A 25,302-nucleotide genomic window follows, 5' to 3' on the forward strand; every position below is an offset into this window, starting at 1 on the left:
AAGACGATGCTTGCTGATCGCGACCGCATTTTCACCAATCTCTACGGCCGGCACGACCTTTCGCTGAAGGGCGCGATGGCGCGTGGCGCCTGGGACGGCACCAAATTCCTGCTCGAACAGGGCAAGGACTGGATCATCGACGAGATGAAGAAGTCCGGCCTGCGTGGGCGCGGCGGCGCGGGCTTCCCGACCGGCCTGAAATGGTCGTTCATGCCCAAGGTCAGCGACGGCCGGCCGAGCTATCTCGTCGTCAATGCCGACGAGTCGGAGCCGGGCACCTGCAAGGATCGCGAGATCATGCGCAACGACCCGCATACGCTGGTCGAGGGCTGCCTGATCGCCTCCTTCGCGATGGGCGCGAACGCGGCTTACATCTATATCCGCGGCGAATATGTCCGTGAGCGCGAGGCGCTGCAGCGCGCCGTCGACGAGGCCTATGAGGCAAACCTCATCGGCAAGAACAACAAGCACGGCTATCCCTTTGATCTTTATGTGCATCACGGTGCAGGCGCCTATATCTGCGGCGAAGAAACGGCGCTGTTGGAGAGCCTCGAAGGCAAGAAGGGCATGCCGCGGCTGAAGCCGCCATTCCCGGCCAATGTCGGCCTCTATGGCTGCCCGACCACCGTGAACAACGTCGAGTCGATCGCAGTCGCGCCGACCATCCTGCGTCGTGGCGCGGCCTGGTTCTCCTCGCTCGGCAACCCCAACAATGTCGGCACCAAGCTGTTCTGCGTCTCCGGCCATGTGAACAAGCCCTGCAATGTCGAAGAGGTGATGGGCATCCCCTTCCGCGAACTGATCGACCGCCATTGCGGCGGCGTGCGCGGCGGCTGGGATAACCTCATGGCAGTCATTCCCGGCGGCTCCTCGGTCCGCATGGTTCCGGCCGAGCAGATCATCGACACGCCGATGGATTTCGATTCGCTTTCCAAGCTGAAGTCGGGCCTGGGCACGGCGGCCGTCATCGTCATGGACAAGTCGACCGACATCGTCCGCGCCATCGCCCGCATCAGCTATTTCTACAAGCATGAGAGCTGCGGCCAGTGCACGCCTTGCCGCGAGGGCACGGGCTGGATGTGGCGCGTCATCAGCCGAATGGCCGAGGGCAGGGCGCAGAAGCGCGAGATCGACATGTTGCTCGACGTCACCAAGCAGATCGAGGGCCACACCATCTGCGCGCTCGGCGACGCCGCTGCCTGGCCGATCCAGGGCTTGATCGCGCATTTCCGTCACGAGATCGAGAAGCGCATCGACGATTATGCCGCGAACCCGCATTCCGAGCCGGTTCGACTGATGGCGGCGGAGTGATGGCGATGAAGCTGGAAGGCGCGCGCGAACGGATCGAGGCGGCGAAGTCGGAGCTGTCTGGCTCGATGTTCGACGATGTGAATCTGTCGGGTTCGACATTCCACAACGCGAACATGTCGGGTGCGTCCTTCGACGATATCAACATGTCGGGTTGGACCGTGCACAACGCGAACCTATCCGGCTGGAAGGTGAGCAAGGTCAACCTTGCCGGAGCCTCCTTCAGCGAAGGGCGCTATGACGGCATGACAATCGACGGCATTCCGGTGACCGATCTTCTCGAAGCCTATCGCGCGGCGCAGGCAAGCTAATGACAAAACTCCTCATCGACGGCATCGAGGTCGACGTTCCCGCCGACTACACCGTGCTCCAGGCCTGCGAGGCCGCCGGCGCCGAAGTGCCGCGCTTCTGCTTCCATGAGCGGCTCTCCATCGCCGGCAATTGCCGCATGTGCCTGGTCGAGGTGAAGGGTGGCCCGCCCAAGCCCCAGGCCTCCTGCGCCATCGGCGTGCGCGATCTCCGCCCCGGCCCCAATGGCGAGCCGCCGGTCGTCTCGACCAAGTCGCCCATGGTCAAGAAGGCGCGCGAGGGGGTGATGGAGTTCCTCCTGATCAACCACCCGCTGGATTGCCCGATCTGCGACCAGGGCGGCGAATGCGACCTGCAGGACCAGGCCATGGCCTATGGCGTGGATAATTCCCGCTATGCCGAGAACAAGCGCGCGGTCGAGGACAAATATATCGGCCCGCTGGTGAAGACCTCGATGACGCGCTGCATCCAGTGCACGCGCTGCGTCCGCTTCACCACCGAAGTCGCCGGCGGCACCGATCTCGGCGCGATCGGTCGCGGCGAGGACATGGAGATCACGACCTATCTCGAACAGGCGATGACCTCCGAATTGCAGGGCAACATCGTCGATCTCTGCCCGGTCGGCGCGCTGACCTCGAAGCCCTATCAGAACAAGGCCCGGCCCTGGGAGCTGACCAAGACCGAATCCATCGACGTGATGGATGCGGTCGGCTCGGCGATCCGCGTCGATTCCCGTGGCCGCGAGGTGATGCGCATCCTGCCGCGCATCAACGAGGCGGTGAACGAGGAGTGGATCTCCGACAAGACCCGCCACATCGTCGACGGCCTGCGTACGCAGCGGCTCGACCGGCCCTATATCCGCCAGAACGGCGCACTGAAGCCGGCAAGCTGGAACGAGGCCTTCGCGCTGATCGCGTCGAAGGTGAAGGCAGCCAAGCCTGAGAAGGTCGGCGCGATCACAGGGGATCTCGCCGCAGTCGAGGAGATGTTCGCGCTGAAAAGCCTGATGGCTTCGCTTGGATCAGCCAATCTCGACGGCCGCCAGGATGGCACGAAGCTCGATCCGAAGTTCGGCCGCGCCTCCTACATCCTGAACGCCGGTATCGCCGGCATCGACGAGGCGGATTCGCTGCTGATCATCGGCGCCAACCCGCGCAAGGAAGCGCCGATCCTGAATGCGCGCATTCGCAAGCGCTGGCTGCGCGGCGATTTCAAGGTCAGCCTGATCGGCGAAAAGGTCGATCTGACCTATGATTACGACTATCTCGGCGCCGGCAGCGATACGCTCGCCGAGCTGATCAAGACGGCGACCGCGGCCAAGGCCAAGCCGATGGTGCTGGTCGGGCAGGGCGCTCTCGCCCGTGCCGACGGCGCCGCGATCCTCTCCATGGCCGCCAAAGCGGCGCAGGTGTTGGGTGGTGCGGGCGAAGGCTGGAACGGCTTTGGCGTGCTGCACACGGCGGCCGCCCGCGTCGGCTCGCTCGATCTCGGCTTCGTGCCAGGTGAGGGGGGCTTGGATGTCGCCGGCATGATCGCGCCAGGCGCACTCGATGTGCTCTTCCTGCTCGGCGCCGACGAGATCGACGTGCCGGCAGGCGCTTTCGTGATCTATCAGGGCACGCATGGCGACAAGGGCGCTCATCGCGCCGATGTCATTCTGCCGGGCGCTGCCTATACCGAGAAGTCGGGCACCTATGCCAACACCGAGGGCCGGGTGCAGATGACCGATCGCGCCACCTTCCCGCCGGGCGACGCCCGCGAGGATTGGGCGATCCTGCGTGCGCTTTCCGCCGCGCTCGGCAAGACCTTGCCCTTCGACTCGCTCGCGGGCCTGCGCAAGGCGCTCTACGAGGCCTATCCGCACTTTGCGGCTCTCGACAGCCTGCCAGCGTCGGATGCGAGCGGGCTTGGCAAGCTCGCCGGTCTCGGTGGCAAGGCCGAGAAGGCGGGCTTCGTCTCGCCCGTCAGTGATTTCTACCAGACCAACCCGATCGCGCGCGCATCCGCCGTGATGGCCGAATGTTCGGCGCTGGCCTCGGGTCGGCTTCGGCAGGCGGCGGAGTAAGCGGCCATGAACTGGGATCTCGTCCTCGACCTCGCGATCATGCTCGGTAAGAGCCTGCTGCTGCTGGTCTGCCTGCTCGTCTTCATCGCCTATATCCTGCTCGCCGACCGCAAGATCTGGGCGGCGGTGCAGTTGCGTCGCGGCCCCAACGTGGTCGGGCCCTTCGGCCTGTTCCAGAGTTTCGCCGATCTGCTGAAATTCGCCTTCAAGGAGCCGATCATCCCGTCCAGCGCCAATAAGGGCGTGTTCCTGCTGGCGCCGCTGATCTCCTGCTTCCTGTCGCTGGGCGCCTGGGCGGTCATTCCGGTGGCGGAAGGCTGGGCGATCGCGGACATCAATGTCGGCGTGCTCTACATCCTGGCGATCTCGTCGCTGGGGGTCTACGGCGTGATCATGGCCGGCTGGGCCTCGAACTCGAAATATCCCTTCATGGGCGCGCTGCGCTCGGCGGCGCAGATGGTTTCCTACGAGGTCTCGATCGGCTTCGTCATCATCACGGTGCTGCTCTGCGTCGGCTCGCTGAACCTGACGGCGATCGTCGAGGCGCAGAACACCAGCTGGGGCATGCTGCGCTGGTACTGGCTGCCGCTCTTCCCGATGTTCATCGTCTTCTTCATCTCGGCCCTGGCCGAGACGAACCGCCCGCCCTTCGACCTGCCGGAAGCGGAATCGGAGCTCGTCGCCGGCTTCATGGTCGAGTATTCCTCGACGCCCTATCTGCTGTTCATGCTCGGCGAATACGTGGCGATCATGACCATGTGCTCGCTGACGACGATCCTGTTCCTGGGGGGCTGGCTGCCGCCGTTCCCGATCGCGCCCTTCACCTGGCTGCCCGGCGTGTTCTGGTTCGCGCTCAAGGTCTGCCTCGTTTTCTTCATGTTCGCGATGGTGAAGGCCTTCGTGCCGCGCTACCGCTACGACCAGTTGATGCGCCTGGGCTGGAAGGTCTTCCTGCCGCTCTCGCTGGTCTCGGTCGTGGTCGTGGCCTTCGTGCTGCAGGTCACGGGTTGGGGGCCGGTGCATTGATGACGACCACCCTGACGACGCATAAGGATTTTGCGCGATGACATTCGCTCAAGCCGCCAAGGGTTTGCTCCTCAAGGAGTTCGTCGGGGCGTTCGTCCTGTCGATGCGCTATTTCTTCAAGCCGAAGGCGACGCTGAACTATCCCTTCGAGAAGGGCATGCTCTCACCGCGCTTCCGGGGCGAGCACGCTTTGCGCCGCTATCCCAATGGCGAGGAACGCTGCATCGCCTGCAAGCTCTGCGAGGCGATTTGCCCGGCCCAGGCCATCACCATCGAGGCCGGCCCGCGCCGCAATGACGGCACGCGCCGCACGACGCGCTACGACATCGACATGACGAAGTGCATCTATTGCGGCTTCTGCCAGGAGGCATGCCCGGTCGACGCCATCGTCGAGGGGCCGAATTTCGAGTTCGCGACCGAGACCCGCGAGGAGCTGTTCTACGACAAGGACAGGCTGCTCGCCAACGGCGCGCGCTGGGAGCGCGAGATCGCGCGCAACATCGCGATGGACGCTCCGTATCGGTAGGAATTGGGCAATCGGCAGTGGGCAGTAGCAAGCGCGATCCAACGACTGCCGATTGCCTACTGCCAACTGCCCTGACTATAGACGCTCCAAACTGCGCCCGGCCCGAGAGTCGGTCGCTTTGCAACGAGGACCGCTCGCAAGGGCGGAAAGGCTGGCCAGGATGAACGCCTCAGCGGCTTTCTTCTATCTCTTCGCAGGCGTCACCGTCGCTTCGGCGTTCATGGTGGTGACCTCGCGCAATCCCGTTCATTCCGTGCTGTTCCTGATCCTGGCCTTCGTCAACGCGGCGGGGCTGTTCATGCTGCTCGGCGCCGAGTTCCTGGCGATGCTGCTGATCGTGGTCTATGTCGGCGCGGTCGCGGTGCTGTTCCTCTTCGTGGTGATGATGCTCGACGTCGATTTCGCCGAGTTCCGCCAGGGCTTCCTGAACTATCTGCCGATCGGGGCGCTGATCGGCCTGATCTTCGCGGTCGAATTGCTGCTGGTGGTCGGAGCCTGGGTCATCGATCCGAAGATCGTCAGCACGCCGGTGGCGCCGATCCCGGCCAACCTGACCAACACCGCGGCGCTCGGCCAGGTGCTGTACACGCAGTATGTCTACTACTTCCAGGCAGCCGGCCTCGTCCTGCTCGTCGCCATGATCGGCGCCATCGTGCTGACCCTGCGCGAGCGCGTTGGCATCAAGCGCCAGGACATCACCCAGCAGAACGCTCGCACCAAGGCGACTGCGATGGAAGTGAAGCAGGTTCCTTCCCGCGCCGGCATCGAGGAGACGGTCTGATGATCGGACTGGGCCATTATCTCGCGGTCAGCGCGATCCTGTTCACGCTCGGCGTGCTCGGCATCTTCATCAACCGCAAGAACGTCATCGTCATCCTGATGTCGATCGAGCTCATCCTGCTCGCGGTCAACATCAACCTCGTCGCCTTCTCGAGCTTCCTGAACGACATCGTCGGCCAGGTCTTCGCGCTTCTGGTGCTGACGGTCGCGGCGGCTGAAGCCGCCATCGGGCTCGCCATCCTCGTCGTCTACTTCCGTAACCGCGGCACGATCGCGGTGGAAGACATCAACATGATGAAAGGCTGAGCGCAGCACGCGCCCGGATCCAGCCCATGTATCACGCGATCGTCTTCCTCCCTCTGATCGGCTTCCTGATCGCTGGCCTGTTCGGCCGGCTGATCGGCGCGCGCGGCTCGGAGATCGTCACCACCTCTTTGCTCGTCGTCTGCGCGGTCCTATCCTGGATCGCCTTCTTCCAGGTCGGCTTCGGCCACGGCACCACCCGCGTCCAGATCGCGACCTGGATGGCCTCGGGCGATCTGCGCGTCGACTGGGCCTTCCGCGTGGACACGCTGACCGCGGTGATGCTGGTCGTCGTCAACACCGTCTCCTGCCTCGTGCACCTCTACTCGATCGGCTACATGCATGAGGATGCGCATCGGCCGCGCTTCTTCGCGTATCTGTCGCTCTTCACCTTCGCCATGCTGATGCTGATCACCTCGGACAACCTCGTCCAGATGTTCTTCGGCTGGGAAGGCGTGGGTCTCGCCTCCTATCTGCTGATCGGCTTCTGGTACCAGAAGCCCTCGGCCAATGCGGCGGCGATGAAGGCCTTCATCGTCAACCGCGTCGGCGATTTCGGCTTCGCGCTCGGCATCTTCCTGGTCTTCGTGCTGTTCGGCTCGGTCGGATTCGACGCCATCTTCCCGCGCGTCGGCGACCTGACCAATCAGAGCTTCAAGTTTCTCGGCCATGATTGGCATGCGCTGACGCTTGCCGCCCTGCTGCTGTTCATGGGCGCCATGGGCAAATCGGCGCAGTTCCTGCTGCACACCTGGCTGCCCGACGCGATGGAAGGCCCGACCCCGGTCTCGGCGCTGATCCATGCCGCGACCATGGTCACTGCCGGCGTCTTCATGGTGGCGCGGCTCTCGCCGATCTTCGAATATGCGCCGGTCGCGCTGACCGTCGTCGTCGTCATCGGCGCGACGACCGCCTTCTTCGCCGCCACGGTCGGCCTGGTGCAGAACGACATCAAGCGCGTCATCGCCTATTCGACCTGCTCGCAGCTCGGCTACATGTTCGTGGCGCTCGGCGTCGGCAATTACGGCGCAGGTATCTTCCACCTGTTCACCCACGCCTTCTTCAAGGCGCTGCTGTTTCTCGGCGCCGGCTCGGTCATCCATGCGATGCATCACGAGCAGGACATGCGGAACATGGGTGGCCTGCGTAAGCACATCCCCCTGACGGCCGCGGCCATGACCATCGGCACGCTCGCGCTGACCGGCTTCCCGGGCTTCGCCGGCTACTTCTCCAAGGACGCGATCATCGAGAGCGCCTATGCCTCGGTGTCGCATGGCGGCTTCGCCAGCTCCTATGCCTATGTGCTGCTGGTGGTCGCGGCCTGCATGACCTCATTCTACTCCTGGCGCCTCTATTTCATGACCTTCGAGGGCAAGCCGCGCTGGGGCGCGGACGCCCATGCCGTTCACGGCCACGATGCTCACGGCCATGACGATCACGCTCATGCGGCCCATGGTCATGACGACCACGCCCATGACGATCATGGTCACGACCACACGCCGCATGAGAGCCCGTGGGTGATGCTGATCCCGCTCGCCGTGCTCTCGCTCGGTGCGCTCGCTGCAGGCTTCGTCTTCAAGGACGCCTTCATTGGCCACGACTTCGAACATTTCTGGAAGTCGGCCTTGTTCATGGGCAAGGACAACCACATCCTGCACGAGATGCACGAAGTGCCGGGCTGGGTCGCGACCTCGCCATTTGTGGCGATGCTGATCGGCTTCGCGCTTGCCTGGTACATGTATGTCCGCCGGCCGGAGATTCCGGGCAAGCTCGCGGCCGCCAATCCGGCGCTCTACAAATTCCTGCTGAACAAGTGGTATTTCGACGAGCTCTACGACTTCCTGTTCGTGAAGCCGGCGATGTGGCTCGGCAAGTTCCTTTGGAAGAAGGGCGACGGCTTCGTCATCGACGGCATGGGGCCGGACGGGATTTCCGCCCGCGTCGTCGACGTGACCAACCGGGTGGTTCGCCTCCAGACCGGCTATGTCTATCACTATGCCTTCGCCATGCTGATCGGCGTCGCGGGCTTTGTGACCTGGTATCTCGTGGCGCGCGGGTGAGATGATGTTCGGCTTCGGTATCCTCACCGGTCTTCTCGTCCTGCCGCTGGTCGGCGCGGCGTTCATCCTGGCGCAGCGCGGCGACGAGGCTTCGGTCGACTCGAATGCGCGCTATGCGGCGCTGGCGGCGACGATCGCGACCTTCGTGCTGGCGCTGGTCGCCTGGGGCCGCTTCGACCCCGCCAATCCCGGCTTCCAGATGGTCGAGACCCATGGCTGGGTCTCCGACGCGATCAAGTTCAAGCTCGGCGTCGACGGCTTCTCATTCCCGTTCGTGGTGCTGACCGCCTTCCTGATGCCGTTCTGCATCCTGGCGTCGTGGACATCCGTGACGAAGCGGGTGCGCGAATACATGGTCGCGTTCCTGATCCTGGAGACGCTGATGATCGGCGTCTTCGTGGCGCTCGACCTCGTGCTGTTCTACCTGTTCTTCGAGGCCGGCCTGATCCCGATGTTCCTGATCATCGGCATCTGGGGCGGCAAGCGCCGGGTCTACGCCTCCTACAAGTTCTTCCTCTACACGCTGCTCGGCTCGGTCCTGCTGCTGCTGGCGCTGATGGCGATGTACTGGAACGCCGGAACCACCGACATCCCGACGCTGCTGGCGCACCAGTTCCCGGGTGGCATGCAGACCTGGCTGTGGCTCGCCTTCTTCGCCTCCTTCGCGGTGAAGATGCCGATGTGGCCGGTCCATACCTGGCTGCCTGACGCCCATGTCGAGGCGCCCACCGCGGGCTCCGTCATCCTGGCTGCGATCCTGCTGAAGATGGGCGGCTACGGCTTCATCCGCTTCTCTATCCCGATGTTCCCGGAGGCGTCGCAGTATTTCGCACCCTTCGTCTTCGCGCTCTCGGTCATCGCCATCGTCTACACCTCGCTGGTGGCTTTGATGCAGGAGGACATCAAGAAGCTGATCGCCTACTCCTCGGTGGCGCATATGGGCTTCGTCACCATGGGTCTGTTTACCCTCACCGCGCAGGGCATCCAGGGCGCGATGTTCCAGATGGTCAGCCACGGGCTGGTCTCGGGCGCGCTCTTCCTGTGCGTCGGCGTCGTCTATGACCGCATGCATACCCGTGAGATCGCGGCCTATGGCGGGCTGGTCAACCGCATGCCGATCTACGCCGTCATCTTCATGGTCTTCACCATGGCCAATGTCGGCCTTCCCGGCACGGCCGGTTTCGTCGGCGAGTTCCTGACGCTGTTGGGCGCCTTCAAGGCGAATCCCTGGGTTGCCTTCATCGCGACCTCTGGCGTCATCCTCTCGGCCTGTTACGCGCTCTGGCTCTATCGCCGCGTCATGTTCGGCGAGCTGGTCAAGCCGGAGCTCAAGGGCATCATGGATCTGAACCGCCGCGAGATCGTGATCCTCGTGCCGCTCGTCCTGCTGACGGTCTGGTACGGCATCCGCCCCGGCACGATCCTCGATGCTTTTGCCGCGCCGACCGAAGCCCTCATCAAGAATTATCAGGCCGCACTCACCGCCGCGAAAACGGCGATGCTGGTCGTTCATTAGGCATGCTCCCGAAAAGTGGCCTCCGGTTTTCGGACAAGATCATGCCAGTAGAGAAAGTCGCTCTGTGATGACCGTTCCCGCCCTCGGCCCCGCTCTGCCGGAAATCATCCTCGCGCTTGGCGCCATCGCCATGGTGCTGGTCGGTGCGATCAAGGGTGAGCGTTCGACGCGCCTGCTCGAAGGCGCGGCGATCGCGCTCTTCGTGCTGGCGCTCGTCCTGGTGCTCTCGGGCGAGGGCAAGCTCATCACCTTCAATGGCAGCTTCGTCGCCGACGGGTTTGCCCGCTTCATGAAGGTGCTGACGCTGCTGGGCGCGGCGGCCACGATCCTGCTCTCCTCCGATGCCTTGCGCCGCAGCGGCTCGATGCGCTTCGAATTCCCGATCCTTGTCGTGCTGGCGACGGTCGGCATGATGATGATGATCTCGGCCAACGACCTGATCAGCCTCTATGTCGGCCTGGAACTGCAGTCGCTGGCACTTTACGTCGTTGCCGCTTTCGACCGCGACAATGCGAAGTCGACCGAGGCCGGCCTGAAATACTTCGTCCTCGGGGCGCTCTCTTCGGGCATGCTGCTTTACGGTTCGTCGCTGGTCTACGGCTTCACCGGCACGGTGAATTTCCCGGGCATCGCCGCTGCCACCCAGGGCGGTCATGCCGGCATCGGGCTGATCTTCGGCATCGTCTTCATCGCGGCGGGCGTCGCCTTCAAGATCTCGGCCGTGCCGTTCCATATGTGGACGCCCGACGTCTATGAGGGCGCGCCGACACCGGTCGCGGCCTTTTTCGCCTCGGCCCCCAAGATGGCCGCGATGGCGATGGTGGTGCGCGTTTTCGTCGGCGCCTTCCCGGGCGCGCTGCATGACTGGCAGCAGATCATCATCTTCATCGCGATCGCCTCTATGGCGTTGGGCGCCTTCGCGGCGATCGGCCAGAGCAACATCAAGCGCCTGCTCGCCTATTCCTCGATTGCCAATATGGGCTATGCGCTGGTCGGCCTCGCCGCCGGCACCGCCAATGGCGTGCAGGGCGTCATGGTCTATATGGCGATTTATCTCGCTACGACGCTGGGCGCCTTCGCCTGCGTCCTGCTGATGCGCCGCGACGGCAAGCCGGTCGAGAATATCAGCGAGCTCGCCGGCCTCTCGCGCACCAATCCCTGGATGGCGTTTGCGCTGTCGATGATGATGTTCTCGCTCGCCGGCATTCCGCCTCTGGCCGGCTTCTGGGCGAAGTTCTACGTCTTCCTCGCTGCGATCGAGGCCAAGCTCTATGTGCTGGCCGTGGTCGGCGTGGTGACCAGCGTGGTCGGCGCCTATTATTATCTGCGCCTGGTCAAGATCATCTATTTCGACGATGCCAAGCCCGCCTTCGAGAAGGGTGATATCGGCGTGCGCGCTGTGCTGCTGATTTCGGCGGCCTTCGTGCTGGTGCTGTCGCTGGCCCCCGCGCCGCTGCTCAATTCGGCGGCTGCGGCGGCGAAGTCGCTGTTCTGAGCTTGCGGCTTCAGGTTTCTCTCCCGAACCACCGGCGTCATCCCGGACAAGCGGCGCAGCCGCGCCGATCCGGGATCCATGCCGGAGCGTATCCGACAAAGGTTCCGGCATGGATCCCGGGTCTCCGCTTCGCTGCGCCCGGGATGACGGAGAGGGGGTGGTTCCGTCTCATGCTCTCTGAAGCAGCCCGCGCCGCCGGCTACCGCCTGATCATCCGTGACGAGGTCGGCTCCACCATGGAGGAGGCGCGGCGCGCGCTCGACCAGGGCGATGCCGGCAAGCTCTGGATCGTCGCGCGCAGCCAGAACGCCGGTCGCGGCCGCCATGGCCGGCAATGGGGTTCGCCGCCCGGCAATCTCTATGTCAGCCTGCTGTTGACCGCACCTTGCGAGCCGGCGCTCGCGCCGCAGCTCGGCTTCGTCGCCGGTTTAGCGCTGCATGACGCCGCCGCCGCCGTCACGGGGCTTACGGCTCCCGGCCTTGCTCTGAAATGGCCCAACGACCTGCTGATCGAGCGCGCCAAGACGGCCGGCCTCTTGCTGGAAGGCGAGAGCCGGGCAGGGCAGCTCAATGTGATCATCGGCTTTGGCGTCAACATCGCTTCCTGTGCGCAAAACACGCCCTATCCGGCGAGTTTCCTGAAGCAGCATCGGCCTGCCGCCAGCATCGAGGCGATGCTGACGGCGCTCAGCGAGGCCTGGGTTGCGCGCTTGCGCGCCTGGCAGCAGCCCGGCGGCTTTGGGCCGACGCGCGCCGCCTGGCTGGAGCGCGCCGCCTTTCTCGGCGAAACGATCACGATCAGGCTGCCGGAAGGCCCGCTCGAAGGGCGCTTCATCGGGCTCGACCCATCCGGCCGGCTCGAAATGGAAACCGCCACCGGCCGCCGCGCCATCGATGCCGGCGATCTGTTTTTCGGCCCGCCGGCCTGAACCACACGCATTGGGCGCGCCCGCGCTATGGAGACCTGCCGCCCGGCATGGTAGGGCTCCCGCACATCTCCCGCGTTCATACGCCGATCCATATTCCAGTCAGGATATTCAGTGACCCGTTCCAGCGATCAACTCGTCTTCGTTCCCCTCGGCGGCCTCGGCGAGATCGGCATGAACGCCGCGCTCTACGGGTTCGGCCCGGAAGGGCGGCGGAAATGGATCCTGGTCGATTGCGGCCTGTCCTTCGCCGGCCCCGAGGTTCCCGGCGTCGACATCATCCTGCCCGACCTGCGCTACATCATCGAAGAGCGTGCCAATCTGCTCGGCATCATCATCACCCACGCGCATGAGGACCATATCGGCGCGCTCGCCGCCTTGTGGCCCAGCTTGCGCGCGCCGGTCTATTGCACGCGTTTCGCCGCCGGCCTCCTGGCGACGCGCCGGCTCTCCGAGCCGGGCGCGCCCAAGGTGCCGATGCATGTGGTGGCGCAGGGCGGCCGCGTGACGCTTGGCCCCTTCGACATCGAATTCGTGCCGGTGGCGCATTCGATCCCCGAATCGAACGCGTTGGCGATCCGCACCCCGGTCGGCCTCGTCGTCCATACCGGCGACTGGAAGATCGACCCGACGCCTCAGGTTGGCCTGCCGACGGATGAGAAGCGGCTGCGCGAACTCGGCGACGAGGGCGTGCTCGCGCTGATCTGCGACTCGACCAATGTCATGCGCGACGGCACCAGCCCGAGCGAGGCCGAGGTCGCGGCCAAGCTGAAGGAACTGGTTCATTCCGCTCCGGGCCGTGTTGCCGTCACCACCTTCGCTTCGAACGTGGCCCGCCTGCGCGCTGTCGCCGAGGCCGCGATGGCCGACCAGCGCGAGGTCGTCGTCGTCGGGCGCGCCATGGACCGCGTCATCGATGTCGCGCGCGAATGCGGCTATCTCGACGGCATCCCGGCCTTCCGCTCGGCCGACACCTATGGCTATCTGCCGCGCGACAAGGTCGTGGCGCTGCTCACCGGCAGCCAAGGCGAGCCGCGCGCGGCGCTCTCGCGCATCGCATCGGACGATCATCCCGAGATCGCGCTCTCGCCCGGCGACCGGGTGATTTTCTCATCGCGCACCATTCCCGGCAATGAGAAGGCCGTCGGCAACATCCTGAACGCGCTCGCGCGCGACAATATCGAGATCATCACCGACCGCACCCATCTCGTCCATGTCTCGGGGCATCCGCGCCGCGAGGAGATGGCCAGGCTTTATGGCTGGTTGAAGCCGAAGATCGTCATCCCCGCCCATGGCGAGGATCTGCATCTGTCGGAGCATGCCATCTTCGCCCGTGGGCTCGGCGTCAAGACCGTGGTGCGCGCCGGCAATGGCGATGTCGTCGCGATCACAGCCGACGGCGCCAGCAAGGTCGACGAAGTCACGCATGGCCGCCTTTATCAGGACGGCACGCTGCTCGTGAACGCGCTGGAGAAGACCATCTCCGAGCGCCGAAAACTCTCCTTCGCCGGCATGATCTCGGTCGCGGTCGCTATCGACGAGAAGGGCGGGCTTGCCGGCGATCCCGAGATCGCGGTGCTGGGCTTGCCACCGAGGACGCGCGACGGCACCGATTTCGACGAATATGTCGCCGAGGCCGTCTCCGAATTGATCGACGGCATCCCCAAGGCGCGCCGGCGCGACCCCGAGGCGCTCCGCAATGCGCTGGAGCGCGGCCTGCGCAGCGCCGTCAACGAGGAATGGGGCAAGAAGCCGCTGGTGCATGCGCTGGTGATCGAGGTTTAAGCTGGCACGACTTTGCTCGGAACCACCGCGTCATCCCGGACGCAGCGAAGCGGAGATCCGGGATCCATCGTAGGGAACCGCGCTCTACGATGGATCCCGGATCAGCGCCGCTAACGCGGCTTGTCCGGGATGACGCGGAGGTTCAGAGCCAGGATGGTAAGCTCGATGAAGGGAAAGCCATGATCGGACGCCTCAACCACGTCGCCATCGCCGTGAAGGATCTCGCGGCCTCGACGGCGCTTTATCGCGATACGCTGGGCGCGCGGGTCTCGCAGCCGCTGCCGCAGCCTGAGCATGGCGTGACGGTGGTCTTCGTGGAGCTGCCGAATACCAAGATCGAATTGCTGGAGCCGACGGGCCCTGACTCGCCCGTCGCGAAATTCCTCGAGCGCAACCCCGATGGCGGCATCCACCATATCTGCTACGAGGTCGACGACATCCTGGCTGCCCGCGATCGATTGAAGGCGACAGGCGCGCGCGTTCTGGGCTCCGGAGAGCCGCGCATCGGCGCCCATGGCAAGCCGGTGCTGTTCCTGCACCCCAAGGATTTCTGCGGCACACTCGTCGAGCTCGAGCAGGCCTGAGCGCGATGGACGAGATCACCTTCTTCGGCGAGCCGGAAGCGGGATCGCCGCGCCCCTTCAGCGCCGCGACGCGGGCCGGCGGCCTGGTCTTCGTCTCCGGCCATTCGGCGCCGCATGATCCCGAGCGTGGCGTCTTTCGCGGCGATACGCCGGCCGAGGAGGTCCGCAACGCATTGGCGAAGATCACCGAGATCCTGGTGCAGGCGGGCAGCAGCCTCGATCGCGTCGTGCAGGTTTCGATGCTGATCACCAACCCCGACGACTATGCCGCCTGCAACGCCGAATATGTGAAGCATTTTCCGGGCGGGTTGCCGGCGCGCCATACGGCCCGTTTCGGCGTGCCGACGCAGGCGCGCGTCGCTTTTTCCTGCATCGCGCTCGCCACTGATGCGACAAGGGATGACCGCTCATGACCATTGCCGGCGGGCTCGCCGTTTATTTCGTGATCTGGTGGACGGTGCTGTTTGCCGTGCTGCCCTTCGGCGTGCGCAGCCAGGCTGAGGCCGGCGAGGTCACGGACGGTACGGAACCGGGCGCGCCGGTCCTTCCAGGCCTGCTCAAGAAGGCCTTGATCACCTCGGTCATCGCCGGCGTGGTCTTTGCGCTGGTCTGGTATATCTGGGCGAAGTTCGACCTCTAATCTTCGCGCGCTGGACTTCAAAAAGAAAAAGGCAAGGCCAATGCCTTGCCTTGGAAGTCTGTTTTTACCGCAGTAACGGCACGCATCTGATCGCGCGCGACTCATATACTAGGCGGGCGTTTGTTCCTCCCGAGACCTGGTCCGCGGCGCTTCGATAATCGCAAAGCGTGTCCAGCCAGGAATGATTAGCGGATTATGACGGGTCTGTCACCACTTTAGGCATGCGCAGCCTGATCTTTTTGCAAGTTTATTCTGTGCTGCACTTGTGCAGTGCAGCAAAGTTCTATCTGGGGCCTTTTCCCGCCTTGTTCCGGCCAAAGGATGCCGCTAGGCGAGTGCCAGACCAGCCGGGCCCGCCGGTTGCCATGGAGATCGTCTATGCTGCGCAGCTCTCTCGCCGCTCTCGCCCTCATCGCCTCGCTCGGCATGGCCCAGGCCCAGGCGCCGGACCCGACCAATACACTGGTTCTGGAGACCAAGGATGGGCCGGTGACGATCCGGCTGCGGCCCGATCTCGCGCCCAAGCATGTCGCGCAGATCAAGGCGCTGACCAAGCGCGGCTTCTATGACGGCATCGTCTTCCACCGCGTCATCGACGGCTTCATGGCCCAGACCGGCGACCCGACCGGCACCGGCACCGGCAAGTCCGATCTGCCGAACCTGCCGGCTGAATTCACCCCGACGCCTTACAAGGTCGGCTCGGTCGGCATGGCCCGTTCGCAATCGCCCGATTCCGCCAATTCCCAGTTCTTCATCTGCTTTGAGGGCTGCGGTTCGCTGACAGGCCAGTACACACTGTTCGGCGAGGTCGTCTCGGGCATGGACGCCGTGCGCAAGATCAAGAAGGGCAGCCAATCGGCCAATGGCCAGGTCACGAACCCTGACAAGATCGTCCGCATGCGCCTGCAGGCCGACGCCAAGTAACGGCCGACCACAAGTAGGGCCAACGAGGGGAGGGCCGTGACAATGCTGCGTGCGGCTCTCACCTGTCTCGCTCTGCTGCTGGCCGCCGGCTCAGCCGGCGCGCAGGACACGCGCGATCTCGGCCTGCCGCCGCCCTCCGGGTCGCAAAATCCCGTTCTGCCGCCGCCATCCGGTTCGCAGAACCCCATTCTGCCGCCGCAGTCGGGGCAGCGCTACATGCCAGGTGTCGGTGGCCCATTCCGCGGGGATGACATACCCGGCAGCGGCTACCGCAGGATCACGCCGCCCGCCGAGTCGCGCAGCGGCGAGATCGGCGTCGTGGGTGCGCTCGCGCCTTCGACGAAACCGCTCGAAGGCGAGGCGCTCGCTCGCCTCGCCGATATCGCGCCCGCTTTGCGGCGCTGCTGGCAACCTCCCGTCATCGATGGCCCCGATACGGGCGTCATGGCGACGGTCAGGTTCAGCCTGCGCCGTGACGGCTCGCTCTTCGGCCAGCCACGTGTGACCTGGGAAACCAGGCGGACCGATCCGGCCCTGCGCCAGCGTTTCACAGACTCGGTCGTCGCCGCTGTTCGCGATTGCACACCGATGAGGTTGTCGCCGCAGCTCGGAGCGAGTATCGCGGGGCGACCTTTTTCCATTCGCTTCCACGGCCGCGCGCCGTCCACAGAAAGGCAAACCTGATGTCGCTCGATCCCGAGAACACCCTCGTCATGGAAACCACCAAGGGCAAAGTCGTCATCAAGCTGCGCCCCGACCTGGCTCCCGGCCATGTCGAGCGCCTGAAGACGCTGTCGCGCCAGGGCTTTTATGATGGCATCGTCTTCCACCGCGTCATCGACGGCTTCATGGCCCAGGTCGGCTGCCCGCATGGCACCGGCACCGGCGGCTCGGACCTGCCCGACCTGAAGGCCGAGTTCAATGCGCAGCCGCATGTGCGCGGCATCTGCTCGATGGCCCGTTCGCAGAACCCGAACTCGGCCAACAGCCAGTTCTTCATCGTCTTCGACGATGCTCGCTTCCTCGACAAGCAGTACACCGCCTGGGGCGAGGTCGTTGAAGGCATGGAGAATGTCGACAAGATCAAGCGCGGCGAGCCGGTGCGCGATCCCGATTCCATCGTCTCGATGAAGGTTCTGGCCGACGTGGCCTGATCCAAGCCGTGGATGTCGGGCTCTTCAATTTCGACCTCCCCGAAGACCGCATCGCGCTGAGGCCCGCCAGCCCGCGCGATGCGGCGCGTCTGCTCGTCGTCAGGCCTGATGCGCCTGAGCCTTTCGAGGATCGCGGCATCCGCGACCTCGTCGGCCTGCTCCAGCCGGGTGATGCGCTTGTCCTGAACGACACCCGCGTCATCCCCTCGCGCCTGCGCGGCCGTCGCTTCAGGGGCGAGACCTCGGCCGGCATCGAGATCATGCTGCATAAGCGCGAGGCGGCTGATCGCTGGCGCGCCTTCGCCCGCCCGGCCAAGAAGCTCACCATTGGCGAGATGATCGTCTTCGGCGAGCCTGGAGCAGGTAATGTCTGCGAACTCGGCCGGCTCGAAGCCGAGATCCTGTCGAGAGGCGAGGGCGGCGAGGTCGAGTTGCGCTTTGCTCTGTCAGGGCCAATGCTCGACGAGGCTATCGCGCGGCTAGGTGAACTGCCGCTGCCGCCCTATATCGCCGGCAAGCGCCCGACCGACCAACAGGATGCGAGCGACTACCAGACCATGCATGCCCGCGAGGACGGCGCGGTCGCCGCTCCGACGGCTGGCCTGCATTTCACACCGGACCTCGTCGCCGCGCTCGAGGCGCGCGGGGTCTCGCGCCACCTCGTTACGCTGCATGTCGGAGCGGGGACCTTCCTGCCTGTGAAGGCGGACGATACAAGCGAGCACCGCATGCATGCCGAATGGGGCAGCGTCTCGCCCGAGACGGCCGCTGCGCTGAATGCGGTCAAGGCGAAGGGTGGGCGCGTCGTCGCGGTCGGCACGACCTCGCTGCGCCTGCTCGAAAGCGCCACTGGCGAGGATGGCGTCATCGCGCCTTTCTCCGGCGACACCGCGATCTTCATCACGCCGGGCTATCGTTTCCGCGCCGTCGACCTGCTGCTGACCAATTTCCACCTGCCGCGCTCGACGCTGTTCATGCTGGTCTCGGCCTTTTGCGGTCTCGACATCATGAAACGCGCCTATGCCCATGCGATCGCGGACAATTATCGCTTCTACTCCTATGGCGACGCCAGCCTGCTATATCGCAGCGCATAGCCCTCATCCTGAGGAGGCAGGCCCGCGATGAATCGAGCGCTATCAAGGGTTTCTGATCGCCTACCATCACCCACGCCGTCATCCTGGGCGAAGCGAAGCTTCGGCCCGGAATCCATCGTAGGGAACCGCGCTCTACGATGGATCCCGGGACGCCCTGCGGGCGCCCAGGATGACGGCGCGTAGGTGATCAAGACAGAGCCATTGAAATCATCGGCTTCATTTCAGGCCCAGCTCTCAGGATGAGGGCTGGAGAGTTCAAAGCGTATGCAGGTCGGTGTCGTGTTCCGGCTCGCAATCGCCGCGCGGAAATGCTAACCGGCACGACAACAAGGGAATTCTGACGGGCCATGGCCGATATTTTTCGCGAAATCGATGAAGAGGTGCGCCGCGACAAGGCGGCGGCCATCTGGAGCAAATACGGCAATGTCTTCGTCGCGCTGGCCGTGCTGGCCGTGCTCGCCGTCGCGGGCTGGCAGTATTGGCTGCATCGCGAGAACCAGGCCTCCCAGGCTGTCGGCGCGCGGCTCGAAGCTGCGCTGAAATCCTCGCGCGACGGCAATGGCGCGGAGGCCGAGACGATCCTGAAGGAGCTCACTGAGGGCGCTCCCGCCGGCTATCGCCAGATCGCGCGCTTCCGCCTCGCTGCCGAGACCGCCAAGCGCGACGCCACTGCCGGTGTCGCGGCTTTCGACGCACTCGCCAATGATGGCGGGCTCGATGCGCTCTATCGCGATCTGGCGCGCCTGCGCGCCGGCATGCTGCGCGTCGATCTCGCGCCCTATGCCGAGGTCAAGACGGCGCTGGAGCCGCTGGTGACGCCTCAGGGCGTCTGGCGCCACTCGGCGCGGGAGATGCTGGGCATCGCGGCGCTCAAGGCCAATCTCTTCGAGGATGCCGGGCGCTGGTTCGATGCGATCGTCACCGACCCGCAGGCTCCGCAGGTGCTGCGCCAGCGCACCGATCTCTACCTCGCTCTGGTCCGTGGCGGCCCGGTCGAGACGAAGAACTGAAGAATAGAAGACTAGACGCCGTCATCCCGGGCGACCGCAGGGAGACCCGGGATCCATGCCTGAGCCTTGCCATGCTGCGCTCCGGCATGGATCCCGGATCTGCGCCGCTTCGCGGCTTGTCCGGGATGACGGCGTAACAGGATACGAAAATCGAATGACCGCCATCGTCGCCATCATCGGCCGCCCCAATGTCGGCAAGTCGACGCTGTTCAACCGGCTCGTCGGCAAGAAGCTCGCGCTCGTCGACGACCGGCCCGGCGTGACGCGCGACCGGCGCGAGGGCGAGGCCTCGCTCGGACATCTGCGCTTCACCATCATCGATACGGCCGGGCTTGAAGAGGCCGACAAGGAATCGCTTGCCGGCCGTATGCGCGCGCAGACTGAAACCGCGATTGAGCAGGCCGACGTCATCCTGTTCATGATCGACGCACGGCTTGGCATCACGCCGATGGACCAGCCCTTTGCCGACCTTGTGCGCAAATCCGGCAAGCCCGTGATCCTGCTCGCCAACAAGGCGGAAGGCAGGAAGGGGTTGGACGGCATCTTCGAATCCTATGCGCTGGGCCTCGGCGATCCCGTGCCGTTCTCGGCCGAGCATGGCGAAGGCACCTCGGACCTCTTGGAGGCGCTCGCACCTTTCGTCGATGTGGAGCCGGAAGAGGAAGAGGCCTTCGACGAGAGCTATGGCGACAAGCGTTGGGTCGATGCCCCGGCCGCCGCTGGCGAGGACGACGAAGAGTACAACGACCCGAACAAGCCGCTGCGCGTCACCATCATCGGCCGCCCCAATGCCGGCAAGTCGACCTTGGTCAACCGCATGATTGGCGAGGATCGCCTGCTCGTTGGCCCCGAGGCCGGCATCACGCGCGACACGATCTCCGTCGACTACGAGTGGCGCGGCCGGCCCGTAAAGCTGTTCGATACGGCCGGCATGCGCAAGCGCGCCCGGATCGAGGAAAAGCTCGAGAAGATGTCGGTGCAGGACGCACTGCGCGCGATCCGCTTCGCCGAGGTCGTCGTCGTGTTGCTGGATGCCACGATCCCGTTCGAGAAGCAGGATCTGACGCTCGTCGATTTCACCGAGCGCGAAGGCCGCACTGTCGTCATCGGCCTGAACAAATGGGATCTGGTCGCCGACAAGAACGGCCTCTTGGCGGAGTTGAAGGAGAAGGCCAAGCATCTGCTCGCGCAGGTGCGCGGCGTGCCGATCGTACCGCTTTCGGGGCTTGCCGGCGAGGGTATCGACCGATTGATGCAGGCGGTGTTCGAGAGCTACGACGTCTGGAATCGTCGCGTCTCGACGGCCCGAATCAACCGCTGGCTGGAAGGCGTGCTCTCGGCCCATCCGCCGCCAGCCGTCGCCGGCCGGCGCATCAAGATCCGCTACATGACGCAGGCCAAGGCGCGCCCGCCGACCTTCGCGCTGTTCGGCAACCAGCTCGACCATCTGCCGGTGTCCTACACCCGCTATCTGGTCAACAATCTGCGCGAGGCCTTCGAATTGCCGGGAACGCCGATCCGCCTGCATACGCGCGGCGGCGAGAACCCCTACGACAAAGGCAAGAAGTAGCGCGAAGCTAGGCGGATGCTCGCCGCTTCTTCCCTTCTCCCACCCATCTCGGGCTTGCCCGAGATGGGCAACTTAAAGTGTCAAAGTCGGCAACAGCCGACTTTGATGTGGGCGAAGGTGGCGCGCAGCGCCGGATGAGGGGGCGCCGTGCCCTGTCCGGCTTGCGTCGTGTTCGGCCAAGCGGAAAGCTCACAGCGCCCCCTCATCCGTCATGGCTTCGCCATGCCACCTTCCCCCGCCAGGGGGGAAGGGAAACGCCCCTTCGTCCAGCCGCATGAGTTTTAGTGGCCGGGGGATAAGTGCCGAAATTATCCCCGTGCCTTCTCCGTCGTTCTCAGCCGCCCGAGCGCCAAAAACCGTGCCGCCTACCGCGATGAGGGGGCGGTCTATCGAGACGATAGCTCTCTCACCTTGGCTTCGTCCGCTCGCGCCCCGTCCTGATCGCCGGCTGCCCGCCTGGCTGCGGCGCGGAAGCGATAATTCGCATCCGCATCGGGTGCGAGGCGGATGGCTTCCCCGAAATCGGCGATGGCCCGGGCAGTGTCGCCCTTGTTGAAATGGGTCAAGCCGCGAACGGTCCAGGCCTTTTCCAATGCGGGCGCCAGGACGATGGCATGATCGAGATCGACCAGAGCTTTGTCCGGCTCTCCGAGGGAGGCCTGAATCGATGCGCGCGTGACCAGGAAATCAGCCTGCGACGGGTCGAGGCGGATGGCCGTATCGAGGTCGCGCAAGGCTCGCCGAAGATCCCGCATATAGAGCAGATGAGCCTTGCCACGTTTGGCAAAGGCGATGGCCGCGGTCGGAGCAAGGGCGATGGCCCGGTCGTAATCGGCAAGCGCACGGGCGTAAGCATCGCCGGTTCCCAGCGCGAGGAGGTCTCCGCGATCGAGGAGGGCGGTCGCGAGCTCGCCGCCCGAGAGGCTTCCGCCATCGATCAGTCGGTTGCAGGCTGCGAGAGCCCGGTCATGGCGTGCGGTGATTGTCTGCGCTTGCGCGATGATCTCCTGCGCGTCGACTGGCCATTTCGCAGGCGATGGCTCGGGGCCCGAGCGGCAGGTTTGGCGCAATTCCTCAATCGGAGGGGAATCCGGCTTTGCGCGACTGCTATCTGCAACGGCTTGCCCCGTCAGCATCACGGCCGACGACAAACCGAGCGCGGCAAGGGCGGACAGCGGCAGGACGGAGCGCGTGAGTATCGTCATTCCAGCGATCGACCCGTCCGCCTGTCGATAAGGCGCCTTAAGCCGGCATTTGCGGCGTCAGAACTTTTCCCTGCGGGAAATCGAAGATCTTGCCGGTCTCGCTCCATGCGGGCGAGGCGATCTCGACCAGATGCGGCGCCAGCTCCTCCGGCGTCCTGAGCGTCAGCGGATCCTCGCCCGGCATCGCCTCGGCGCGCATTTTTGTCCGCAGCGGGCCGGGATTGACCAGCATCACCTTCAGCGGCGTCGTCACGGTCTCGGCCGCATAGGTGCGCGCCATTGCCTCAACCGCGGCCTTCGAGATCGAATACGGCCCCCAATAGGCCAGGCATTTATGCGCGGCTCCCGAGGACATCAGGATCACGCGGGCGGCGTCCGAGGCCTGCAGTGCCGGCTCGACCGATTTCAGCAAGCGCCAATTCGCCGTGACATTGGTGTCGAACACATTGGCCCATTCCTTCGGCGAGGCATGGGTCAGCGGCGTCAACGGCCCCAGAATGCCGGCATTGGCCAGGAGGATGTCGAGCTTGCCCCAGCGCTGCAGCAGGGCCGGGCCGAGCTTCTCGATCGCGGCGGTATCCGCGAGATCGACCGGGACGAGCGTCGTACTGCCGCCCAACGCCAGAATCTCGTCGTCCAGCTCTTCGAGCGCGCCAGCGGTGCGGGCAAGCGCGACGACATGTGCGCCGGCCTGGGCGAAGGCGAGCGCCGCCGCCCGGCCGATGCCGCGCGATGCGCCGGTGACGAGCGCGACGCGCCCTTCCAAAGGCTTGGACATGGAATTCCTTGAGCGGGAATCAGCCGGCTTCTGCCAGCAGCGAAATCTGCTGCTTGGCGCTCTCGCCGACCAGATCGGTCAGCGAGGTCGGGTAATCGCCGGTGAAGCAATGGTCGGTGAATTGCGGGCGGGCCGGGTCGCGCCCGGCATGGCCCATGGCGCGATAGAGCCCGTCGACCGACAGGAAGGCCAGCGAATCGGCGCCGACGAACTGGCGCATCTCCTCGAGCGAATGCGTCGCGGCGAGCAGCTTTTCGCGGTCGGGCGTGTCGATACCGTAATAATCGGGATGGGTAATCGGCGGCGAGGAGATGCGGAAATGCACTTCGCGCGCGCCGGCCTCGCGCATCATCTTGACGATCTTGAGCGAGGTCGTGCCGCGCACAATCGAATCGTCGACGAGCACGATGCTCTTGCCCTCGACCACCGAGCGGTTGGCCGAATGCTTCAGGCGCACGCCGAGTTCGCGGACCTTCTGCGTCGGCTCGATGAATGTGCGGCCGACATAATGGTTGCGGATGATGCCGAGCTCGAAGGGGATGCCGCTGGCCTGCGAGAAGCCGAGCGCGGCGGGCACGCCGGAATCGGGCACGGGCACGATCACATCGGCATTGGCCGGGGCTTCGGAGGCGAGCTGCGCGCCCATCTGCTTGCGGCGCTCATAGATGCTGCGGCCCTTCACGATCGAATCGGGGCGGGCGAAATAGATGTATTCGAAGATGCAGGGCCGCTCGGCGACCGGCGGGAAGGGCTTGTGGCTCTCGATGCCGCTCTCGGAGATGACGACGACTTCGCCGTTCTCGACCTCGCGGATGAACTTCGCGCCGATGATGTCGAGCGCGCAGGTCTCGGAGGTCAGGATCGGGCAGCCATCGAGCTCGCCCAGCACGAGCGGGCGGATGCCGAGCGGATCGCGCACGCCGATCAGCTTCTTGTTGGTGATGCCGACGAAGGCATAGGCACCCTCGATCTGGCGGATCGCCTCGACGAAGCGCTCGATGAAATGCGATTTGCGGCTGCGCGCGACGAGATGCAGCAGCACCTCGGTGTCCGAGGTCGACTGGTAGATCGCGCCGTCGCGGACGAGATTGCGCCGCAGGGTCAGGCCGTTGGTCAGGTTGCCGTTATGCGCGACCGCGAAACCGCCGCCATGGAGCTCGGCGAAAAGCGGCTGGACGTTGCGCAGGATGGTCTCGCCCGTGGTCGAGTAGCGCACATGGCCGATGGCCTGCTTGCCCTTGAGCTTCTCGATGACGGAGACTTCCGAGAAGGCGTCGCCGACAAGGCCGAGCCTGCGCTCGGAGTGGAAGCGCTTGCCATCGAAGGTCACGATGCCCGCGGCCTCCTGACCGCGATGCTGCAGGGCGTGCAGGCCCAGCGCCGTGAGCGCTGCGGCATCGGCATGTCCGAAGATGCCGAAGACGCCGCATTCCTCCCGCAGCCGGTCGGCATTGGGGTCAAAGGCAGCTTCGGCTTCGGTCTGCGGCGTCATCACGGGCTCCAATGCGTCAGGACTGGGAGGTCTCTACGCTCGAATTACGGACGGGGTTGGGCAGGCGTCGGTGCTTTGCCAGCTTCGATCACCCGCTGCAATGCCTGCTTGTCGTTGGCATCGGGCACCTGGGTGCGGCGCTGTGGGTCGGCGGTCGGGCTGGCGGGGGCGCGAGGCTCCTCGGCCGGCGCCTCTGTCGGCTCCTCACCCGTCTTGGGCTTGAGCATCTTCTTGATCATGTCGGAGTTGATGTCTTGCGGCAGCATCGTCAAGAGCGAGCGGCCGGTTTCCTCCAGAATCGGGCGGGCGCGCGCATCCTTGGCCCAGGACGGCAGGTTCTTCTCGGGCAGCAGCGCGCTGAAGAACAAATAGCCGACGACGGCGAGGAGCAGGCCGCGACCGGCGCCGAAGACGAAGCCGAGTGTCCGGTCCAGCGCGCCGATGCGCGAATCCAACACGAAGTCCGAAATCCGCGCGGTCACCAGCGACACCACGATCAAGGTCACCAGGAACAATGCCGCGATCGCCGCGATCAAGGCGATGGTTTCATTGGGGATATACTGCTTGGCGAGGGGCAAGAGCTGGGGGTGAAAGACCCAGGCCACGGCCGCAGCGGTGACCCAGGAGGCAATCGCCAGCACTTCGCGCGTCAGGCCGCGCACGGCGGCCAGCAATGCCGAGATCAAAACCACGCCGACAACGACGAGATCGAGGATGGTGACAGGCATGGACAAGCCGCTTCGCTTAAGAAC

The 25,302-nt window shown here is 64.9% G+C and carries 25 protein-coding genes; 21 read left to right on the plus strand and 4 right to left on the minus strand.

Annotation, left to right across the window (positions count from 1 at the left end):
* Nucleotides 1-6: 6 nt before the first annotated feature.
* The 21 genes from nuoF (at nt 7) to der (ending at nt 21,075) form a co-directional block, all read left to right on the plus strand.
* Entirely contained in the window at nt 7-1,311 is a 1,305-nt protein-coding gene (gene nuoF, locus RMR04_RS13460) for an NADH-quinone oxidoreductase subunit NuoF (protein ID WP_069691727.1), read from the plus strand.
* A complete protein-coding gene (locus RMR04_RS13465) occupies nt 1,311-1,619 on the plus strand; it encodes a pentapeptide repeat-containing protein (RefSeq protein WP_311915109.1) in 309 nt (102 codons plus the stop codon). Before nuoF ends, RMR04_RS13465 begins: the two co-directional genes overlap by 1 nt.
* Nucleotides 1,619-3,682: an NADH-quinone oxidoreductase subunit NuoG gene (gene nuoG / locus RMR04_RS13470; protein ID WP_311915110.1), complete on the plus strand. Its 2,064-nt coding sequence runs from the start codon at nt 1,619-1,621 to the stop codon at nt 3,680-3,682. Before RMR04_RS13465 ends, nuoG begins: the two co-directional genes overlap by 1 nt.
* A gap of 6 nt (nt 3,683-3,688) precedes the next feature.
* Complete coding sequence (gene nuoH / locus RMR04_RS13475) at nt 3,689-4,708, plus strand: NADH-quinone oxidoreductase subunit NuoH (protein ID WP_310149331.1); 1,020 nt, start codon at nt 3,689-3,691, stop codon at nt 4,706-4,708.
* Nucleotides 4,709-4,745: 37 nt separating this feature from the next.
* Nucleotides 4,746-5,234: an NADH-quinone oxidoreductase subunit NuoI gene (nuoI, locus tag RMR04_RS13480; protein WP_311915111.1), complete on the plus strand. Its 489-nt coding sequence runs from the start codon at nt 4,746-4,748 to the stop codon at nt 5,232-5,234.
* Between the two features lie 160 nt (nt 5,235-5,394).
* Nucleotides 5,395-6,015 carry an NADH-quinone oxidoreductase subunit J gene (locus tag RMR04_RS13485; protein WP_311915112.1) on the plus strand — a complete coding sequence of 207 codons (621 nt, stop codon included), beginning with the start codon at nt 5,395-5,397 and terminating at the stop codon, nt 6,013-6,015.
* Nucleotides 6,012-6,320 carry an NADH-quinone oxidoreductase subunit NuoK gene (gene nuoK, locus RMR04_RS13490; RefSeq protein WP_069691720.1) on the plus strand — a complete coding sequence of 103 codons (309 nt, stop codon included), beginning with the start codon at nt 6,012-6,014 and terminating at the stop codon, nt 6,318-6,320. The genes RMR04_RS13485 and nuoK overlap by 4 nt, the downstream gene beginning before the upstream one ends.
* Nucleotides 6,321-6,346: 26 nt before the next feature.
* Nucleotides 6,347-8,377 (plus strand): NADH-quinone oxidoreductase subunit L, encoded by a 2,031-nt coding sequence (gene nuoL, locus RMR04_RS13495; RefSeq protein ID WP_311915113.1) that lies wholly within the window; start codon nt 6,347-6,349, stop codon nt 8,375-8,377.
* A 4-nt stretch (nt 8,378-8,381) separates the two neighbouring features.
* Nucleotides 8,382-9,893, plus strand: coding sequence for an NADH-quinone oxidoreductase subunit M (locus tag RMR04_RS13500; protein WP_311915114.1), 1,512 nt, complete (start codon nt 8,382-8,384; stop codon nt 9,891-9,893).
* Between the two features lie 67 nt (nt 9,894-9,960).
* A complete protein-coding gene (gene nuoN, locus RMR04_RS13505; RefSeq protein ID WP_311915115.1) occupies nt 9,961-11,388 on the plus strand; it encodes an NADH-quinone oxidoreductase subunit NuoN in 1,428 nt (475 codons plus the stop codon).
* A 170-nt stretch (nt 11,389-11,558) separates the two neighbouring features.
* On the plus strand, nt 11,559-12,317 hold the full coding sequence (locus tag RMR04_RS13510) for a biotin--[acetyl-CoA-carboxylase] ligase (protein ID WP_311915116.1): 759 nt from the start codon (nt 11,559-11,561) through the stop codon (nt 12,315-12,317).
* A gap of 111 nt (nt 12,318-12,428) precedes the next feature.
* Nucleotides 12,429-14,099 (plus strand): ribonuclease J, encoded by a 1,671-nt coding sequence (locus RMR04_RS13515; RefSeq protein WP_311915117.1) that lies wholly within the window; start codon nt 12,429-12,431, stop codon nt 14,097-14,099.
* A gap of 179 nt (nt 14,100-14,278) precedes the next feature.
* Nucleotides 14,279-14,683 carry a methylmalonyl-CoA epimerase gene (mce, locus tag RMR04_RS13520; protein WP_069691715.1) on the plus strand — a complete coding sequence of 135 codons (405 nt, stop codon included), beginning with the start codon at nt 14,279-14,281 and terminating at the stop codon, nt 14,681-14,683.
* Nucleotides 14,684-14,688: 5 nt separating this feature from the next.
* Nucleotides 14,689-15,096: a RidA family protein gene (locus RMR04_RS13525; protein WP_311915118.1), complete on the plus strand. Its 408-nt coding sequence runs from the start codon at nt 14,689-14,691 to the stop codon at nt 15,094-15,096.
* Nucleotides 15,093-15,323 carry a DUF1467 family protein gene (locus tag RMR04_RS13530; RefSeq protein ID WP_069691713.1) on the plus strand — a complete coding sequence of 77 codons (231 nt, stop codon included), beginning with the start codon at nt 15,093-15,095 and terminating at the stop codon, nt 15,321-15,323. Before RMR04_RS13525 ends, RMR04_RS13530 begins: the two co-directional genes overlap by 4 nt.
* A 378-nt stretch (nt 15,324-15,701) precedes the next feature.
* Complete coding sequence (locus tag RMR04_RS13535; protein WP_311915119.1) at nt 15,702-16,247, plus strand: peptidylprolyl isomerase; 546 nt, start codon at nt 15,702-15,704, stop codon at nt 16,245-16,247.
* Nucleotides 16,248-16,289: 42 nt separating this feature from the next.
* Nucleotides 16,290-16,931, plus strand: coding sequence for a hypothetical protein (locus RMR04_RS13540; RefSeq protein ID WP_311915120.1), 642 nt, complete (start codon nt 16,290-16,292; stop codon nt 16,929-16,931).
* Nucleotides 16,931-17,401, plus strand: coding sequence for a peptidylprolyl isomerase (locus RMR04_RS13545; protein WP_092165863.1), 471 nt, complete (start codon nt 16,931-16,933; stop codon nt 17,399-17,401). The genes RMR04_RS13540 and RMR04_RS13545 overlap by 1 nt, the downstream gene beginning before the upstream one ends.
* Nucleotides 17,402-17,409: 8 nt before the next feature.
* Nucleotides 17,410-18,495, plus strand: coding sequence for a tRNA preQ1(34) S-adenosylmethionine ribosyltransferase-isomerase QueA (queA, locus tag RMR04_RS13550; protein ID WP_311915121.1), 1,086 nt, complete (start codon nt 17,410-17,412; stop codon nt 18,493-18,495).
* A 347-nt stretch (nt 18,496-18,842) separates the two neighbouring features.
* Complete coding sequence (locus RMR04_RS13555) at nt 18,843-19,505, plus strand: tetratricopeptide repeat protein (protein ID WP_311915122.1); 663 nt, start codon at nt 18,843-18,845, stop codon at nt 19,503-19,505.
* A gap of 154 nt (nt 19,506-19,659) precedes the next feature.
* Nucleotides 19,660-21,075 (plus strand): ribosome biogenesis GTPase Der, encoded by a 1,416-nt coding sequence (gene der / locus RMR04_RS13560; RefSeq protein ID WP_311915123.1) that lies wholly within the window; start codon nt 19,660-19,662, stop codon nt 21,073-21,075.
* A 386-nt stretch (nt 21,076-21,461) separates the two neighbouring features.
* Here der and RMR04_RS13565 read toward each other — a convergent pair whose 3' ends face one another.
* Genes RMR04_RS13565 through RMR04_RS13580 form a run of 4 tightly spaced genes read right to left on the minus strand, consistent with a single transcriptional unit; the run spans nt 21,462 to nt 25,278 of the window.
* The gene (locus RMR04_RS13565; RefSeq protein WP_311915124.1) at nt 21,462-22,280 is read right to left on the minus strand and encodes a tetratricopeptide repeat protein; all 819 of its coding nucleotides are present in this window, start codon (nt 22,278-22,280) and stop codon (nt 21,462-21,464) included.
* A gap of 37 nt (nt 22,281-22,317) precedes the next feature.
* A complete protein-coding gene (locus RMR04_RS13570) occupies nt 22,318-23,058 on the minus strand; it encodes an SDR family NAD(P)-dependent oxidoreductase (RefSeq protein ID WP_311915125.1) in 741 nt (246 codons plus the stop codon).
* Between the two features lie 19 nt (nt 23,059-23,077).
* Nucleotides 23,078-24,550, minus strand: a complete 1,473-nt coding sequence (purF, locus tag RMR04_RS13575) for an amidophosphoribosyltransferase (RefSeq protein ID WP_311915126.1) — start codon at nt 24,548-24,550, stop codon at nt 23,078-23,080.
* 44 nt (nt 24,551-24,594) lie between these two features.
* A complete protein-coding gene (locus tag RMR04_RS13580) occupies nt 24,595-25,278 on the minus strand; it encodes a CvpA family protein (RefSeq protein WP_311915127.1) in 684 nt (227 codons plus the stop codon).
* Between the last annotated feature and the right edge of the window lie 24 nt (nt 25,279-25,302).

It is taken from the genome of Bosea sp. 685 (genome assembly GCF_031884435.1).
Taxonomy (GTDB): Bacteria; Pseudomonadota; Alphaproteobacteria; order Rhizobiales; family Beijerinckiaceae; genus Allobosea.

Excerpts from the sequence above, each read along its gene's own strand:
- RMR04_RS13485 (WP_311915112.1), top strand. The coding sequence starts at position 5,395 with ATGAACGCCTCAGCGGCTTTCTTCTATCTCTTCGCAGGCGTCACCGTC.
- mce (WP_069691715.1), top strand. The coding sequence starts at position 14,279 with ATGATCGGACGCCTCAACCACGTCGCCATCGCCGTGAAGGATCTCGCG.
- RMR04_RS13545 (WP_092165863.1), top strand. The coding sequence starts at position 16,931 with ATGTCGCTCGATCCCGAGAACACCCTCGTCATGGAAACCACCAAGGGC.
- RMR04_RS13500 (WP_311915114.1), top strand. The coding sequence starts at position 8,382 with ATGTTCGGCTTCGGTATCCTCACCGGTCTTCTCGTCCTGCCGCTGGTC.
- RMR04_RS13510 (WP_311915116.1), top strand. The coding sequence starts at position 11,559 with ATGCTCTCTGAAGCAGCCCGCGCCGCCGGCTACCGCCTGATCATCCGT.
- nuoI (WP_311915111.1), top strand. The coding sequence starts at position 4,746 with ATGACATTCGCTCAAGCCGCCAAGGGTTTGCTCCTCAAGGAGTTCGTC.
- RMR04_RS13570 (WP_311915125.1), bottom strand. The coding sequence starts at position 23,058 with ATGTCCAAGCCTTTGGAAGGGCGCGTCGCGCTCGTCACCGGCGCATCG.
- nuoG (WP_311915110.1), top strand. The coding sequence starts at position 1,619 with ATGACAAAACTCCTCATCGACGGCATCGAGGTCGACGTTCCCGCCGAC.
- RMR04_RS13530 (WP_069691713.1), top strand. The coding sequence starts at position 15,093 with ATGACCATTGCCGGCGGGCTCGCCGTTTATTTCGTGATCTGGTGGACG.
- purF (WP_311915126.1), bottom strand. The coding sequence starts at position 24,550 with ATGACGCCGCAGACCGAAGCCGAAGCTGCCTTTGACCCCAATGCCGAC.
- RMR04_RS13580 (WP_311915127.1), bottom strand. The coding sequence starts at position 25,278 with ATGCCTGTCACCATCCTCGATCTCGTCGTTGTCGGCGTGGTTTTGATC.
- nuoN (WP_311915115.1), top strand. The coding sequence starts at position 9,961 with ATGACCGTTCCCGCCCTCGGCCCCGCTCTGCCGGAAATCATCCTCGCG.
- nuoH (WP_310149331.1), top strand. The coding sequence starts at position 3,689 with ATGAACTGGGATCTCGTCCTCGACCTCGCGATCATGCTCGGTAAGAGC.
- nuoL (WP_311915113.1), top strand. The coding sequence starts at position 6,347 with ATGTATCACGCGATCGTCTTCCTCCCTCTGATCGGCTTCCTGATCGCT.
- RMR04_RS13565 (WP_311915124.1), bottom strand. The coding sequence starts at position 22,280 with ATGACGATACTCACGCGCTCCGTCCTGCCGCTGTCCGCCCTTGCCGCG.
- der (WP_311915123.1), top strand. The coding sequence starts at position 19,660 with ATGACCGCCATCGTCGCCATCATCGGCCGCCCCAATGTCGGCAAGTCG.
- RMR04_RS13540 (WP_311915120.1), top strand. The coding sequence starts at position 16,290 with ATGCTGCGTGCGGCTCTCACCTGTCTCGCTCTGCTGCTGGCCGCCGGC.
- RMR04_RS13525 (WP_311915118.1), top strand. The coding sequence starts at position 14,689 with ATGGACGAGATCACCTTCTTCGGCGAGCCGGAAGCGGGATCGCCGCGC.
- RMR04_RS13555 (WP_311915122.1), top strand. The coding sequence starts at position 18,843 with ATGGCCGATATTTTTCGCGAAATCGATGAAGAGGTGCGCCGCGACAAG.
- nuoF (WP_069691727.1), top strand. The coding sequence starts at position 7 with ATGCTTGCTGATCGCGACCGCATTTTCACCAATCTCTACGGCCGGCAC.
- RMR04_RS13535 (WP_311915119.1), top strand. The coding sequence starts at position 15,702 with ATGCTGCGCAGCTCTCTCGCCGCTCTCGCCCTCATCGCCTCGCTCGGC.
- RMR04_RS13465 (WP_311915109.1), top strand. The coding sequence starts at position 1,311 with ATGGCGATGAAGCTGGAAGGCGCGCGCGAACGGATCGAGGCGGCGAAG.